General features: G+C 66.2%; 13 protein-coding genes. 9 read left to right on the forward strand and 4 right to left on the reverse strand.

Annotated elements, in window-relative coordinates:
* Nucleotides 1-2: 2 nt before the first annotated feature.
* Nucleotides 3-491 (forward strand): hypothetical protein, encoded by a 489-nt coding sequence (locus ACZ5BM_RS11190; protein ID WP_498908035.1) that lies wholly within the window; start codon nt 3-5, stop codon nt 489-491.
* A 157-nt stretch (nt 492-648) separates the two neighbouring features.
* Here the strand turns inward: ACZ5BM_RS11190 and ACZ5BM_RS11195 are convergent, their stop codons facing one another.
* On the reverse strand, nt 649-2,037 hold the full coding sequence (locus tag ACZ5BM_RS11195; protein ID WP_498908036.1) for a GntP family permease: 1,389 nt from the start codon (nt 2,035-2,037) through the stop codon (nt 649-651).
* Nucleotides 2,038-2,267: 230 nt separating this feature from the next.
* Here ACZ5BM_RS11195 and zwf point away from each other — a divergent pair, with 230 nt between their 5' ends.
* A complete protein-coding gene (gene zwf, locus ACZ5BM_RS11200; RefSeq protein WP_498908038.1) occupies nt 2,268-3,812 on the forward strand; it encodes a glucose-6-phosphate dehydrogenase in 1,545 nt (514 codons plus the stop codon).
* Between the two features lie 36 nt (nt 3,813-3,848).
* Here the strand turns inward: zwf and ACZ5BM_RS11205 are convergent, their stop codons facing one another.
* Both ACZ5BM_RS11205 and ACZ5BM_RS11210 read right to left on the reverse strand, forming a co-directional pair.
* The gene (locus ACZ5BM_RS11205; protein WP_498908039.1) at nt 3,849-4,481 is read right to left on the reverse strand and encodes a 2OG-Fe(II) oxygenase family protein; all 633 of its coding nucleotides are present in this window, start codon (nt 4,479-4,481) and stop codon (nt 3,849-3,851) included.
* Between the two features lie 73 nt (nt 4,482-4,554).
* Nucleotides 4,555-4,836, reverse strand: a complete 282-nt coding sequence (locus ACZ5BM_RS11210) for a hypothetical protein (protein ID WP_498908041.1) — start codon at nt 4,834-4,836, stop codon at nt 4,555-4,557.
* A 183-nt stretch (nt 4,837-5,019) separates the two neighbouring features.
* Here ACZ5BM_RS11210 and zapE point away from each other — a divergent pair, with 183 nt between their 5' ends.
* The 5 genes from zapE to lpdA all read left to right on the forward strand — a co-directional run bounded on the left by zapE (nt 5,020) and on the right by lpdA (nt 13,688).
* Nucleotides 5,020-6,153: a cell division protein ZapE gene (gene zapE, locus ACZ5BM_RS11215; RefSeq protein WP_498908043.1), complete on the forward strand. Its 1,134-nt coding sequence runs from the start codon at nt 5,020-5,022 to the stop codon at nt 6,151-6,153.
* 145 nt (nt 6,154-6,298) lie between these two features.
* On the forward strand, nt 6,299-7,252 hold the full coding sequence (mdh, locus tag ACZ5BM_RS11220) for a malate dehydrogenase (protein ID WP_498908045.1): 954 nt from the start codon (nt 6,299-6,301) through the stop codon (nt 7,250-7,252).
* Nucleotides 7,253-7,587: 335 nt separating this feature from the next.
* Complete coding sequence (locus ACZ5BM_RS11225; RefSeq protein WP_498908047.1) at nt 7,588-10,530, forward strand: 2-oxoglutarate dehydrogenase family protein; 2,943 nt, start codon at nt 7,588-7,590, stop codon at nt 10,528-10,530.
* A gap of 89 nt (nt 10,531-10,619) precedes the next feature.
* On the forward strand, nt 10,620-11,867 hold the full coding sequence (gene odhB, locus ACZ5BM_RS11230) for a 2-oxoglutarate dehydrogenase complex dihydrolipoyllysine-residue succinyltransferase (protein WP_498908049.1): 1,248 nt from the start codon (nt 10,620-10,622) through the stop codon (nt 11,865-11,867).
* A 72-nt stretch (nt 11,868-11,939) separates the two neighbouring features.
* Complete coding sequence (gene lpdA, locus ACZ5BM_RS11235; RefSeq protein ID WP_498908050.1) at nt 11,940-13,688, forward strand: dihydrolipoyl dehydrogenase; 1,749 nt, start codon at nt 11,940-11,942, stop codon at nt 13,686-13,688.
* Nucleotides 13,689-13,759: 71 nt separating this feature from the next.
* Here lpdA and ACZ5BM_RS11240 read toward each other — a convergent pair whose 3' ends face one another.
* A complete protein-coding gene (locus ACZ5BM_RS11240; protein WP_498908052.1) occupies nt 13,760-14,248 on the reverse strand; it encodes a GFA family protein in 489 nt (162 codons plus the stop codon).
* 95 nt (nt 14,249-14,343) lie between these two features.
* Between ACZ5BM_RS11240 and pdxA the strand changes: the two genes are divergently transcribed.
* Together pdxA and ACZ5BM_RS11250 are read left to right on the forward strand one after the other, a co-directional pair.
* The gene (gene pdxA, locus ACZ5BM_RS11245) at nt 14,344-15,291 is read left to right on the forward strand and encodes a 4-hydroxythreonine-4-phosphate dehydrogenase PdxA (RefSeq protein WP_498908053.1); all 948 of its coding nucleotides are present in this window, start codon (nt 14,344-14,346) and stop codon (nt 15,289-15,291) included.
* Complete coding sequence (locus ACZ5BM_RS11250) at nt 15,288-16,001, forward strand: pyridoxine 5'-phosphate synthase (protein ID WP_498908054.1); 714 nt, start codon at nt 15,288-15,290, stop codon at nt 15,999-16,001. Before pdxA ends, ACZ5BM_RS11250 begins: the two co-directional genes overlap by 4 nt.
* Nucleotides 16,002-16,017 lie beyond the last annotated feature (16 nt).

Consider the following 16,017-nt stretch of genomic DNA (forward strand, 5'->3'; position numbering starts at 1 on the left):
ACATGGTTCGGGTGCACCATGTTTGGGAGAGATGCTACCCTCCTCTTCTTGGCGTCCTGACTGCCGCCATCTTCATTGTAGCTGCACCGTTAATTAGCCGATGGATGCAGTTAAACCAAGTCAAGCTTGATACTGCTTATGTCCCGGTTGGGGGCATATTTGCTATTATTGCCGGTTTCTTGGCTTCTTTTTATGGGAGCATTCAATCTATCGCAGACACAAGGCTGCGCAGAATATCAAAAACTAAATTTTTTGAGCGGTTTTTATTGCAGATAAAAGAAGCAACAATTGCTGGATTCATTTTAACAATAATCTCTGTACCAATGATGATATTTACACCAGTAAATATAGTCTCATCTTTTCCGATACGGTTGATTGTGTCTTTGTGGTTTGGATCAACAATCTACTGTTTAGCGGCATTTGTCAGGGTGGGCCCAAAGTTATTCATGGTTTTTGAACGTAGCCCTCCAAAAGACATGGGAGCTAGATAGATGTCGCGGAGGAAAGTTTGCATATCTATCAGATAGGATAGTGCCGAATTATACGCTTCCTGTTGTCTCAATCTATTCCTACGAATTGGCTTGTAGTTTTCTAAAGTCGGATTTTGCGTGCACTAGTCGCAATTCTTGGTTATCGGTCAATCCTAACTCACCCCAGCGCCCACCACAGCCCCGCCGTCGCTGCCAGCCCCCACACCGACACGATCGTCTGCAACACCGACCACATCAGAACGGTCTGCTTCAGGGACAAGCGGAAGAACTGGTTCACCATCCAGAACCCCGCATCGTTCACATGGCAGAAGAACACCGAGCCAGACCCGATCGCCAGCGCCACCAGCGCGCCATGGACCGTGCTCGCATGGCCCGACACCAGAAGCGGCGCCAGTAGACCGGCGGTGGCGCTGGTCGCCACGGTGGCCGATCCCGTCGCCTGGCGCAGCGCCACCGCCACCAGCCAGGCCAGCAGAAACAAGGGCATCCCGGACGCATCCGCGACACGCGCCACGGTCTGGCCGATCCCGGCCGACAGAAGCACGCCCTTCAAACCGCCCCCGGCGCCGATGGTCAGCAACAGCACCGCCAAGGGCGGCAGCGCCCCGCTCAGGATGCGCCCCATCGTCGCGCGATCGCGCCCAAGCCCCCAGCCGAGCAGAACGATCCCCGTCACCAGCGCCAGAAGCAGCGCCATCACCGGCGATCCGAGCGCGATCAGCGTCCGGCCGAACGCCCCGCCCGGCGGCAGAAGCGTTTCCGCCGCACTCCGCCCCAGCATCAGCACAACGGGCATCAGCATCACCAGCAAAGAAACGCCCAGACCGGGCTGTCTGGCCGGCGACGTTCCGGCGACCGGCGCATGTCCCTCCGCCAGGGGCGTCGGCGGCAGAGCCAGGGCCCGCATCGACGGCAAGCGGCGCAGCAAAGCGGCATAAACCGGCCCGGCCAGGATCGCCGCCGGCACGGCCACCATGAAGCCGAGCGCCATGGTGGTGCCCAGATCGGCATGCAGCGTCGAGACGGCGATCAACGGCCCCGGATGCGGCGGCAGCAGCGCATGCAAGGCCGTCAGCCCCGCCAGAACCGGCACGGCGATACTCACCACGGGCAGCCTCGTCCGACGCACCAGCTCGAACAGGATCGGCAGCAGGATCACCAGCCCGACCTCGAAGAACAACGGCAGCCCCACCAGCATCGCCGCCGTCACCAGGGCAGCAGGCAACAAACGCGGCCGCGTCGCCACCGGGCGCAGCAAGGCCTCCACCAGGCGCTGCGCCGCGCCGCTCTCCATCAGCACGCCGCCCAGCATCGCCCCTAGCGCCAGGATCAAACCGATCTCGCCCAGAAGCGATCCCGCCCCGGCCTGGAACGCATGCAGGATCGACGGCACAGGCAGACCCACCGCCAGACCGAACCCCAAAGTCGCGATCAGAATGGCCAGAAACGGCGTGATCCGGACCCAGGCGATCAGCACGACGATCAACAGAAGCGCGGCTGCGCAACAGGAAACAAGCGCGGTGTCGTGCGCGGTCCATCCGGTCATGACGCGTCTCTCCACACCCGGTCGGGCCGCGCCGGCACGCCTGTCTCGGCGCTGATCCGGCCCCTTCGGGTTTGCGTAAAGGGACCGCGCGCGCCGGCAGGCCGCAAGCCCCGATCGGCGGCCGGGCAGGGGCCGAAACAGCCCTTCGGAGCGGTCACAAAAATGTGGGGGACGTATCCGGCTCTTCTGCGTTGCGATGCGAGCGACATCAACGGAGCAGGAGCATCCGCATGGATCCGGTCGGCAAGGTTTCCTCGAACGAACGCAAAGACGAGCGCATCGCGCCCCCCGCCAGCAAGCCGGCACCGCCCTGCACGCTGGTGATCTTCGGCGCCCATGGCGACCTGACCAAGCGCCTGCTCACCCCGGCGCTCTACAATCTTCTGGGCGGCGGGCTGCTGGACAAGCAGTTCAAGGTGATCGGCGTCGACCGCGTGGACGGTTCCGACGAAAGCTGGCGCGAGGAACTCGGCCAGACGATGCAGGAATTCACCAAGGACCCGAACGCCGAATTCTACACGCCGCAGATCAACCAGGACTGGTGGGGCGATCTGTCCGGCCGGATGAGCTACTACAAGGCCGACTTCACCGATGTGAGCCAGCTCGAAGGGCTGAAAAGCAAGATCGACGGCAACGCCATCTTCTATCTCGCCGTCGCCGCCCGCTTCTTCGCCACCGTGGTCGAGAATCTCGGCAAGGCCGGCCTCACCAAGCAGACCGACGACGCCTTCCGACGCATCGTGGTGGAGAAGCCGTTCGGCTCCGATCTCCAGAGCGCCCGCGAGCTGAACGCCCGCCTGCTCGACGTGGTGGACGAAAGCCAGATCTACCGGATCGACCATTTCCTCGGCAAGGAAACGGTCCAGAATATCCTCGCCATGCGCTTCGGCAACGGCATCATGGAGCCGCTCTGGCGCCGCCAGTTCATCGACTATGTCGAGATCACCGCCGCCGAAACGGTCGGCGTGGAAGGCCGCGGCGCCTTCTACGAACCCACCGGCGCGCTGCGCGACATGGTGCCCAACCACCTGTTCCAGCTCCTGGCTATGGTGGCGATGGAGCCGCCGAATTCGTTCTCCGCCGAAACCGTCCGCACGGCCAAGGAACAGCTCTTCGAGGCGGTGCAGCCGGTCAAGCCGGAAAACGCCATCCGCGGCCAGTACACCGGGGGCAAGGTGCAGGGGCGCGATGTGAAGGCCTATCGCGACAGCCCCGGCGTCGATCCGCACAGCGATACCGAAACCTATGTCGCGCTGAAGCTGGAGATCGAGAACTGGCGCTGGAGCGGCGTGCCGTTCTACATGCGCACCGGCAAATCCATGACCGGACGACGCACCGAAGTCGTGGTGCATTTCAAACCGGCGCCCTACGCCATGTTCGCCGATACCCCGGTGGACAAGCTCGCGCCCAACATCGTCACCCTCAACATCCAGCCGAGCCAGGGCCTGACCCTGGGTCTCAATGCCAAGATCCCCGGCCCGAAGATGGATCTGGCCGGCGTGCAGGTGAAGTTCCGTTACGAGGACGCGTTCAAGCTGACGCCCAATGTCGGCTACGAAACCCTGCTCTATGATTGCCTGACCGGCGACGCGACCCTGTTCCAGCGTGCCGACAACATCGAATCCGCCTGGAAGGTGGTCGATCCGGCGCTGAAGAGCTGGGCCGCGGACAAGAACGGGCCGGAACTCTACGAAGCCGGCAGCGCCGGGCCGAAGGGTGCGGAGGAATTGCTCGCGAAGAGCGGGCATAGCTGGCGCCCGCTCGACCACGGCTGAGGTCATGGAGCCCGGCCGCAAGGCCGGGCTTTCCGGTCAGGCCGGCAGCAACCGCTTCATCACCGCCGAGATCTTATGGCGGCGCAGCTCGTAGCGGGCCTTATTATCATTCGCCATGTAATTTAATTGGATGGCGTAGCGGCGACCGACGAAGGTCCGGTGACCATGGAAGGTGGTCGGACCGTTCGGGAACACCAGCAGGGTCCCGTCCACGGGCGGCACCTCGACGGCGTAGTTCTCCAAGTCGTCCGGGCCGCGCAGCAGACGCAGGCAGCCATCCTTCTTCGCCCAATCGGCGCTGGCCGGGTTCAGATACAGCAGTACCGTCACCAGCTTCGCGGTGGAATCGGTGTGGATCTGGCCGTCCTTTTCCCGGGTGCGGCCGCGAACGGTCAGCATGGTCGGGCTGTCGGCCAGATCGAGGCCGAACTTGGCGGCGATATGCTGGCGGAGCTTCGGGCTTTCCATGGCCGCGACCAGATCGCGCGCGGCGCCGCGCAGGCGCAGCGAGGAGGGGGGGAACGAGCCGCCGCTGCCCATCTCCGGCAGCGTCTCGATCACCGACGGCAGCACCGCGGCGGGCACGAAATTCGGCACGACGATGTGGGGAAAGGGGTCCGTGGAAACCGGCGTGCGGTCCAGGGCGGCGTAATCGAGGCTGTCAGGCATCTCAACGGGTTCCGGCAATCGTGCCGCCTATAAGGTCCCGTTGCGGTTCATACGCAAGCGCAAACGAAGCGGATCAGCCGCGAAGGGCGCGGCTCGGACGCAGGATGGTGTTGGTGCCCATGTACTGCGCGCAGCCGATCTGGCCGTCGCAGCAGGGCAGCGGTGCATCCTGATCGGTCACCGTGCGCTTCTCGGCGTTGGGGAGATAGGCGGCCTTGCTGAGCAGGGTGCTGCGGCCCTCGCAGGTGAAATGCGGCTTCTCGACGGTCATCCGCAGCTCGGCCGCGTGCGCGCCGGTCACGGCGACCGGCAGAACCATCAGGAACAGGGCGGACAGGGTGCTGATCTTGCGCATGGCGGCTTTTTCCGGCCTCGAACATGAACTGCAGAAAGAACGGGCAAGCGATTGAGAAGGTTACATCGCTCGCGTTTCGTTGAACCCCGATCGCAATGGTTGCGGCGGCGTCGCACGGAGGCTTTTCCGCGATGCGGCATAAGCCATTGATCGGGCGCACGACTCTCTGTATCGGCGATGAACATGTCCCAGACCGAAACCCTGCCCGACCTTCGTGGCCCGCTGCCGGCTTATCGCGAAAGAGTGCGGGACGGCGCGCTGGACGAGGACCCTGAACAGGTCCGCGCGGCCGAACGGCTGCAGCGCTTGTTCGAGGAACTGTCGCAGCCGGCGGCACCGTCCGGCGGATCGTTGTTCGGGCGGCTTCTGGGCCGAAAGGCGCCGCCCCGGCCGCGCGGCGTCTACCTCGTCGGGCAGGTCGGGCGCGGCAAATCCATGCTGATGGATCTGTTCTTCGAGCTGGCGCCGGTGAGCGCCAAGCGGCGCATCCATTTTCATCGCTTCATGCAGGACGCGCACGCCAAGGTGCATGCGATGAAGCGGGCGGACCCGGGCCTGGCCGACCCGATCCCGGCTTTGGCCGACAGCATTACCGCCGAGGCGACCCTGCTGTGCTTCGACGAGTTCCAGGTCAACGACATCGCCGATGCGATGATCCTGGGCCGCTTGTTCGACGCCTTGTTCGCGCGCGGCGTGGTGATCGTCGCGACCTCGAACACCGTGCCGGACGATCTGTTCCAGAACCGGCCCGGCGCCGATGCCTTCAAGCCGTTCATTGCCCGGATCAAGCAGGAGGTGGACACGATCCTGCTGGACAGCCCGCGCGACTACCGTCGCGGCGGCGCGCGCGGGCTCGTGACCTGGCATGTTCCTGCGGACGGGCGGGCGGAGCGGGCGCTGGACAACGCTTTTCGCCGCCTGAGCGGCGGTCGCACCCCCACGGAGGAGGTTCTGACGGTGATGGGGCGTGCGGTGCGGGTGCCGATGGCGGCCGGCGACGTGGCCCGTTTCGACTTTGACGCACTTTGTGGCGCATGGCTGGGAGCGGGCGACTACCTGGCTCTGGCGAACCGGTTCGACGCTCTGGTTCTGGACGGCGTGCCGCGTCTGGGCCCGGAGAATTTCGACGTGGCGCGACGCTTCATCGTTCTGGTGGATGCGCTCTACGAGGCCAAAACCAAGCTGATCGCCTCCGCCGCGGACCAGCCGGACCGGATCTACGAGCGTGGCGAGGGGGCGGTGGCGTTCGAGCGCACGGCCTCCCGGCTGGAGGAAATGCAGAGCGAAGCCTATCTCGGCGCCGAGCACATCGCCTGAGGAACGCACCTCTGCCGGGCGTTTTGCGCGCCCGCACGCCCTTGCGGGGGGCGCGGGACGGGTCTAGCACGAGACGCCTTCCGGGGAGTTCCGGGTTTCTCCGGCGGGTTTCGGTTTTCCTTACCCGTCTCGGGGATTCGCTTACATGGCTCGCAACAAGATCGCCCTGGTTGGCGCCGGCAATATCGGCGGAACGCTGGCGCACCTGATCGGACTGAAGGAACTGGGCGACGTCGTCCTGTTCGACGTGTTCGGTGGTGTCGCGGCCGGCAAGGCGCTCGACATTGCCCAGTCCTCCCCCGTGGACGGGTTCGACTGCGCGCTGACCGGCAGCTCGGACTACGCCGCCATCGCCGGCTCCGACGTGGTGATCGTCACCGCCGGCTTCCCGCGCATGCCCGGCATGTCGCGCGACGACCTGCTGAGCAAGAATGCCGAGGTCATCACCGCCGTCGCCGAGGGCATCAAGACCCACGCCCCGGACGCGTTCGTGATCGTCATCACCAACCCGCTCGACGTGATGGTCGCGGTGATGCAGGAGAAATCCGGCCTGCCGGCGCACAAGGTGGTCGGCATGGCCGGCGTGCTGGACAGCGCCCGCTTCCGCCTGTTCCTGGCCGACGAGTTCAAGGTGTCGGTGGAAGACGTCACCGCCTTCGTGCTGGGCGGCCATGGCGACACCATGGTGCCGCTGACCCGCTATTCCACCGTGGCCGGCGTGCCGGTGACCGATCTGATCAAGATGGGCTGGACCACCCAGGAGCGCATCGACGCGATCGTGCATCGCACCGCCAATGGCGGTGGCGAGATCGTGAAGCTGCTGGAGCGCGGCTCCGCGTTCTATGCGCCGGCGGCGTCCGCCGTGGCGATGGCGGAAAGCTTCCTGAAGGACAAGAAGCGCGTCCTGCCCTGCGCCGTGAAGCTGAACGGCGAATACGGCCAGAGCGATTTCTATGTCGGCGTGCCGGTGGTGATCGGCGCCGGCGGCGTGGAGCGCGTGATGGAAGTGGAGTTCACGGCAGAGGAAAAGGCCGCGTTCGACAAGTCCTGCGATGCCGTGAAGAAGCTTCTGGCCGATTTCCGCGCGATCGGCGCCTGATCGGCCCCCGGCGCGGGGTTTCCGCGCGATGCCCCGCCCGGTTGGCCCGTGCTTTGCTAACCTCCGGCCCGGACTGTCCGGGTCGGAGGTCCGCCGCTTCGGCGAAGAGCGGCTGCGTTCATTGAATCTTGATGGTTTTCGGCGAGCCTGGGGCGCACCACGTCGTTGGCGGACCGCAGCTCTGTTTTTTCACCACAAAAACGACGCACACCATGCGTTTAAAGCATCCCTGATCACGCAGGGGGCCATTATGACGTGCGCCGTCAACGCGTTATCTGACCCAGAACGATAAGGTCCGCGCATTCGGGTGCGGCGGACCGACCAAGGAGAGCTCCATGGCGGGCGTCGACTTTCTGGCCACGGCCTTCAGCGGTGGCAATGCCGCTTATCTGGCGGATCTTTATGCACGCTGGGTTTCGGACCCCGCCAGCGTCGATCCCAGCTACACCGATTTGTTCCAGCAGATGGACGAGCAGGCCGTCGCGGTGCTGCAGGATGCGGCCGGCGCGTCCTGGGCGCCCCGCCGCTTCGAGATCGAGGTCGCACCGCCCCCGGCGCCTGCGGGCAAGGGCGGCAAGGCGCCGGTCCCCGAGGCAAATGCTGCCGCCGCGGGCAAAACCGCCGAGCAGGTCCGTGCCGCTGCCGATGACAGCCTGCGCGCCATGCAGCTCGTGCGGGCCTATCGCGTGCGCGGCCATCTGGAAGCGAAGCTCGATCCGCTGGGCTTGCAGGTTCCGAAGAAGCACGCCGATCTCGACCCGGCGACCTATGGCTTCACCGAGGCCGATCTGGATCGTCCTGTGTATGTCGGCAAGGCCCTGTCGGTGATGCTGGGCGTCGAGATCGCCGCCGTCCGCCAGATCGTCGCGGCACTGCGCGAATGCTATTGCGGCCCGATCGGCGCCGAATTCATGCATGTGCAGGACCCGGCGCAGCGCGAATGGATGCAGGCCCGGATCGAGAGCCGCGCCTGGACCAACGGCGCCGATGCCGACGAGAAGAAACGCATCCTGCGTCTGCTGGACGAGGCCGAGGGTTTCGAGGCGTTCTGCCAGAAGCGTTATGTCGGCACCAAGCGTTTCGGCCTGGAGGGTGGCGAGGTCACCATTCCGGCGCTGCACACCATCATCCACCAGGCGGCGCGCGACGGCGTGAAGTCGGTGGCGATCGGCATGCCGCATCGCGGGCGTCTGAACACGCTGGTGAACGTGGTGAAGAAGCCGTTCCACGCGCTGTTCAGCGAGTTCGCCGGCGCGTCGTTCAAGCCGGACGACGTGCAGGGCTCGGGCGACGTGAAATACCATCTCGGCACCTCCACCGATGTCGAGATCGAGGGGCACAAGGTCCATATCTCCCTGCAGCCGAACCCGTCGCATCTGGAAGCCGTGGACCCTGTGGTGGTCGGCAAGATCCGCGCCGGGCAGGACATGATCGGCGATACCAAGACCCGGCAGAGCGGTCTCGGCATCCTGCTGCACGGCGATGCGGCCTTCGCCGGCCAGGGTCTGGTCTACGAGACCATGGCGATGAGCCAGCTGATCGGCTACCGCACCGGCGGCACCGTGCATGTGGTGGTGAACAACCAGATCGGCTTCACGACCGTCTCGGCGCATGCCTATTCCGGTCTCTACTGCACGGATATCGCTAAGGCGGTGCAGTCGCCGATCCTGCACGTGAACGGCGACGAGCCGGAAGCGGTGATGTTCGGCGCCCGACTCTGCGCCGAGTTCCGCGCCCGTTTCGCGGCCGACATCGTGCTCGACATCGTCTGCTATCGCCGTCACGGCCATAACGAGAACGACGAGCCGGCCTTCACCCAGCCGACCATGTACAAGGCGATCCGTAGCCGCCCGACCACGCGCACGCTGTATGCGCAGCGACTGGTGCAGGAAGGCGTGCTGAGCGAGAGCGAGGCGAAGCAGGGCTGGGACGCGTTCCAGAACCAGCTCGAGGAAGCCTACAAGGCCGCCCAGTCCTACCGTCCCAACAAGGCGGACTGGCTGGAAGGAAGCTGGTCCGGCATGAAGCGTCCGGGCGACGATACGCCGCGCACCGAGCATGTGACCGGCGTCGCCGTCGACACGCTGCGCGAGGTGGGCCGTGCGCTCGCCACCGTCCCGACCGATTTCAACGCCAATCCGAAGATCTCCCGCCAGCTCGAGGCCAAGCAGGCCATGTTCGAGAGCGGCGAGAACATCGACTGGGCGACCGGCGAGGCGCTGGCGTTCGGCACGCTGCTGCTGGACCAGCATCGCGTCCGTTTGTCCGGCGAGGATTGCCAGCGCGGCACCTTCTCTCAGCGCCACGCGGTTCTGATCGACCAGAACAACCAGAACGAATACGTGCCGCTGAACAACATCCGCGGGCGCGACCAGGGCGGACAGGCGGGGATCGAGATCTACAACTCGCTGCTGAGCGAGTTCGGCGTGCTCGGCTTCGAATACGGCTATTCGCTGGCCGATCCGAAGACGCTGGTGCTGTGGGAAGCGCAGTTCGGCGATTTCGCCAACGGCGCCCAGGTGATCATCGACCAGTTCATCGCGTCCGGCGAAACCAAGTGGCTGCGCATGTCGGGCCTGGTGATGCTGCTGCCGCATGGCTACGAGGGGCAGGGTCCGGAGCATTCCTCGGCCCGTCTGGAGCGCTATCTGCAGCTCTGCGCCGAGAACAACATGGCGGTGTGCAACATCACCACGCCGGCCAACTACTTCCATGCGCTGCGCCGGCAGATCTATCGCTCCTACCGCAAGCCGCTCGTGATCATGACGCCGAAATCGCTGCTGCGTCACAAGCTGGCGGTGAGCGCGTTGTCGGACATGGCGGATGGCACGCGCTTTCTGCCGGTGATCGGCGAGGTGGATGCGATCGCGGCACCGGCGAAGGTGCGCCGCGTGGTGATCTGCTCGGGCAAGGTTTATTACGATCTGCTGGCCGAGCGTCGCGAGCGTGATCTGCAGGACGTGGCGATCGTGCGGATGGAGCAGATCTATCCGTTCCCGGCCGAGGAGCTGGCGGCGGTGCTGGCGCCCTACAAGAACGCCGAGATCGTCTGGTGCCAGGAAGAGCCGGAGAATGCCGGCGGCTGGTTCTTCGTGGATCGCCGCATCGAGGCGGTGCTGAAGCGGTTGAACCACAAGGCCGGCCGTCCGAGCTACGCCGGACGCGTGGCGGCGGCGAGCCCGGCGACGGGTCTGGCCCGGACCCATACGGCCGAACAGGCGGCCCTGGTGCGCGACGCGCTGGGCGTGCAGGCCGTGGCCGGCGAGAAGGCGGCATAACGCCGGAGTGACGTGACGGACGCCCGGTTTCAGCCGGGCGTTTTCGTGTTTCCCAAGCTTATAAGTTCGAACGACCGAGGAAGAGACGAATGCCTGCCGAGATCAAGGTGCCGACTCTAGGCGAAAGCGTTTCCAGCGCGACCATCGCACGCTGGCTGAAGCAGCCGGGCGAGTCCGTGTCGGCCGACGAGGCGGTGGTCGAGCTCGAGACCGACAAGGTCAGCGTCGAGGTCGCGGCTCCCGTGGCCGGCAAGCTCGGCCCGCACGAGGTCGCCGAGGGTGACGAGGTCGAGGTGGGTGCGCTTCTGTCCGTAGTCGAAGAGGGTGCGGGGGCCGCCCCGGCGGCTCCGAAGGAGACTGGCGGCGTGCAGCCTCCGCGCGCGACCTCGGGCCCGGTGGCGCGTCCGGCGACTCCGCCGGCCGACGTTCAGCGCGAGGCGGCCCGTGCCGACGTGGCGCCGTTGCCGGCGGCCGCCAAGATGATGACCGAGAACAAGGTGTTCGCCGCCGATGTGGGCGAGGGCACCGGCAAGGATGGCCGCATCACCAAGGGCGACGTGATCTCCTTCCTGGAGCGTCCGGCGACGCCTGCGGCCAAGCCCGCCCCGGCGCCGAGCGCGCCGCGTTCGGACGATCCGCGCGAAGAGCGCGTCAAGATGACGCGCCTGCGCAAGACCATCGCCAACCGTTTGAAGGACGCGCAGAACACGGCGGCGATCCTGACGACGTTCAACGAGATCGACATGTCGGCGGCGATGAAGCTGCGCGCCGACTACAAGGAGCAGTTCGAGAAGGCGCATAACGGTGCGCGTCTCGGCTTCATGTCGATCTTCGTGCGGGCCTGCGTGGCGGGGCTGAAGCAGTTCCCGGCGGTGAATGCTGAGATCAACGGCGACGACATCATCTATCGCAACTTCGTCCATATGGGCATCGCCGTGGGCGGCTCGAACGGTCTGGTCGTGCCGGTGCTGCGCGATGCCGACCGGATGAGCTTCCCCGAGATCGAGAGTGCGATCGCCGGTTTCGGCAAGCGCGCGCGCGACGGTCAGTTGAAGCTGGACGAGCTGGCTGGCGGCACGTTCTCGATCACCAATGGCGGTATCTACGGCTCGCTGATGAGCACGCCGATCCTGAACCCGCCGCAATCGGCGATCCTGGGCATGCACAAGATCCAGGACCGTCCGATCGCGGTGAACGGCCAGGTGGTGATCCGTCCGATGATGTATGTGGCGCTGTCGTACGACCACCGCATCATCGACGGGAAGGAGGCGGTGAGCTTCCTGGTCCGGGTGAAGGAGAGCGTGGAAGATCCGCGCCGCCTGCTGCTGGGTCTTTGATCCCGCGTTCCGTCGGGGGCCGGTCCGCGGGCCGGCCCGTTTCCGCTTCTGATTGATTGCGAGTGTTGCTTCATGCCGACCGAGATCAAGGTTCCGACCCTGGGCGAAAGCGTTTCCAGCGCGACCATCGCACGCTGGCTGAAGCAGCCGGGCGAAGCTGTCGCCGCGGACGAGGCGGTGGTGGAGCTGGAGACCGACAAGGTCAGCGTGGAAGTGTCCGCGCCGGAAGCCGGCACGCTCGGCGCGCATCTGGTGGGTGAGGGCGACGAGGTCGAGGTCGGCGCGGTGCTGGCGACGGTGGAAGCCGGCGGTGGCGCCGCCGCGCCCGCGAAGCCGGCGGCCAAGGCGGAACCGGCCTCGTTGGGCAGCCCGGCCAAGCCGAACCCGCCCGAGCCGACCAAGGCGCCGGCGGCCGAGCCGGCCGCGATCGGCGACACGGATTACGATGTGATCGTGATCGGTGCCGGTCCCGGCGGGTATGTGTGCGCGATCCGTGCGGCGCAGCTCGGCATGAAGGTGGCCTGCGTCGAGAAGCGTGCGACGCTGGGCGGCACCTGCCTGAACATCGGCTGCATCCCGTCCAAGGCGCTGCTGCAGAGCTCGGAGAGCTTCCACGAGGCCAAGCACGGCATGGCCGATCACGGCATCGTCGTGGGCGAGGTGAAGCTCGATCTGGCGCGGATGCATGCGCGCAAGCAGGAAGTGGTGGCCGCCAACACCAAGGGCGTCGAGTTCCTGTTCAAGAAGAACAACGTGACCTGGCTGAAGGGGGCGGGCCGGATCACCGCGCCGCACACGGTGGCGGTGGACGGCAAGAGCTTCACCGCCAGGCATGTGATCATCGCTACGGGCAGCGACAGCACTTCTCTGCCGGGGATCGAGATCGACGAGAAGCGTGTGGTCAGCTCCACCGGGGCGCTGGAGCTGGAGACGGTTCCGGAGAAGATGGTCGTCATCGGCGGCGGCGTGATCGGGCTCGAGCTGGGCTCGGTGTGGAGCCGTCTCGGTGCGAAGGTGACGGTCGTGGAGTTCCTGGACCGTCTGGTGCCGGGCATCGACGGCGAGGTGGCCAAGAGCTTCCAGCGCGTGCTGGGCAAGCAGGGTCTGCAGTTCAAGCTGGGCCACAAGGTGACAAAGGTCGAGACCGCCGGCGACAAGGCGAAGGTCACGATCGAGAAGGCGGCCGGCGGCAATGCCGAGACGGTCGAGGCCGATATCGTCCTGGTGGCGGTGGGCCGCCGTCCGGTGACGGACGGGCTCGGCTTGCAGGAGCTGGGCGTCGAGCTGAGCAAGCGCGGCCAGGTGGTGGTGGACAAGCACTACCGGACCAACGTGTCGGGCCTGTATGCGATCGGCGACGTGATCGACGGGCCGATGCTGGCGCACAAGGCCGAGGACGAGGGCGTGGCGCTGGCGGAGATGCTGGCGGGTCAGGCCGGGCATGTGAATTACGGGGTGATCCCGGCGGTGGTCTACACGTGGCCGGAAGTCGCGGGCGTGGGCCGGATCGAGGAAGACCTCAAGGCGGACGGCGTCGAATATGTGGTCGGCAAGTTCCCGTTCACGGCGAACGGGCGTGCGCGGGCGATGAACGCGACCGACGGGTTCGTGAAGATCCTGGCCGACAAGGAGACGGACCGCCTGCTGGGCGCGCATATTCTGGGGCCGGATGCGGGCACGCTGATCGCGGAACTGGCGACGGCGATGGAGTTCGGGGCCAGTGCCGAGGACGTGGCGCGCATCTGCCACGCGCATCCGACGCTGAGCGAGGCGGTGAAGGAAGCCGCTCTGGACGCCGACAAGCGCGCCCTGCACATCTAACGATCAGGGTCCAGGGACGACTGTCCCTGGTGGATCGAGCCGCGAAGCGGCTCGATGGGCAGCGCCCTGGATTACTCCGCTTCGGTATTCGTCCGCCGATGCCAATCGGCGATCGACTCCTCCGGGTATTCCTCGAACCGCTTGTCGTTCTCCCCGACCTGCGGTTCGACCCAATCCGGGGCATGGCGCAGCATCAGATGCGTGTGCTCCGGCGGCACCGGCAGGGGCGTGTCGATGGCGGACGCGAACGGGTGCACCAGTTCGGGCCAGCGCTCGTCGTAGAGCCAGAGGCCGCTGCCGCAATGGGCGCAGAACATGCGCTGGGCTTCCGACCGGGTTTCCGTGCCGTCCTCGGCGCGCAGAATGGCCTGATAGGCGCGGATATGGCGCTTGCCCTCGACGTCCAGCGATTCGTAATCGCCACTCAGATTGACTGCGTAGCCGCCTCCGCCATTGGTTTTTCGGCAGATCGAGCAATAGCAGCGCTGATAGGGCACCGGGTTCCGGCTTTCGAGCGAGAAGCGGATCGTGCGGCAATGGCAGGAGCCTTCCAGGCGCATGGGACGGCCTCTTTCTCCGTGGGGTCTGACGGGATAGGCACGATAGGGCGTTCCGGTTTCCGAGAGGTTACCAGCGGGCGGGAAAGGTTCGGGTGATGCTGGCATTGACCATGGGCGATCCGGCGGGGATCGGGCCGGAGATCGCGCTGGGCGCGTGGCAGGCGCTGCGGGACGAACTGCCGTTCGTGCTGATCGGCGACGAGTCGATGGGACGGCCGGTGGACAGCGTGGCGGAGGCGGCGTCGGTGTTCGCGGAGGCGCTGCCGGTTCTGCCGGTGGCGCTGCCGGTGGCGCCGGTGCCGGGCCGGCCGGACACGCGCAATGCGCCGGCTGTGATCGAGAGCATCGCGCGGGCGGTGGAGCTGTTCCGCGACGGCGAGGTGGGGGGGGTCGTGACCAACCCGATCGCCAAGGCGGTGTTGAAGCAGGCCGGTTTTCCCCATCCGGGCCACACCGAATTTCTGGCTGCGCTATACGACGCGCCGGGCCGGGAGGTGATGATGCTGGCCGGGCCGAGCCTGCGTGTGGTGCCGGTGACGATCCACCTGTCGCTGCGGGACGCGATCGCGCGTTTGTCGACAGCGGAGATCGTGCGCGTGGCGCGGACCACGGCGGAGTCGCTGGGCCGGGATTTCGGGATCGCCGCGCCGCGCCTGGCGATCGCGGGGCTGAATCCGCATGCGGGCGAGGACGGGTATATGGGCCGGGAGGAGATCGAACTGATCCGCCCGGCGATCGCGCAGCTCCGCGCCGAGGGGATCGACGCCAGCGATCCGCTGCCGCCCGACACCATGTTCACGCCGGATGCGCGGGCGCGCTACGACGCGGCGATCTGCATGTATCACGATCAGGCGCTGATCCCGTTGAAGACCATCGACATGGCGAACGGGGTGAATGTCACTCTGGGGTTGCCGCTGGTGCGGACCTCGCCGGACCATGGCACCGCGTTCGACATTGCCGGGCGGGGCATCGCCGATCCGTCCAGTCTGGTGGCGGCGCTGAGGCTGGCCGACCGGATCGCCCGAAACAGGAGCATCGCATGAGCCAGGCGCGTCTCGGCGTGAATATCGACCATGTCGCGACGGTCAGGAACGCCCGTGGCGGGGCGCATCCCGACCCGCTCGACGCCGCGCTGGCGGCGATCCGGGCCGGGGCGGACGGCATCACGCTGCATCTGCGCGAGGACCGGCGGCATATCCGCGATGCCGACGTGTCGGCGATCTGCCAGGGCGTCACCGCGCCGGTGAACCTGGAGATGGCGTCCACCGACGAGATGGTGCGCATCGCGTTGCGGCATCGTCCGCATGCCGCCTGCATCGTGCCGGAGCGTCGCGAAGAGGTGACGACCGAAGGCGGTCTGGATGCGGCCGGGCAGGTGGAGACGCTGGGACCGCGGGTGGCGGCGCTGCGCGCGGCCGGCATCCGGGTGTCGTTGTTCATCGATCCGGACGTGCGGCAGATCGAGGCGGCGGCGCGGCTCGGTGCGCCGGTGGTGGAGCTGCATACCGGGGCGTATGCGGAGGGGCATCAAGGCGAGTTGGAGCGGCTGCGGGACGGCGCGGCGCTGGCGGCCTCGCTGGGGCTCGAAGTTCATGCCGGGCACGGGCTGACCTACGAGAACGTGTCCGCCGTGGCGGCGATCGGGGAGGTGGCGGAGCTGAACATCGGCCACTACCTGATCGGACAGGCGATCCTGGACGGGTTGCCGGCCGTGGTCGCGCACATGAAGGCGCTGATCCGGGCTGCACGCTGAAGGCGGGGATGGGATC

It is taken from the genome of Lichenicola sp. GTC18331, assembly GCF_055386855.1.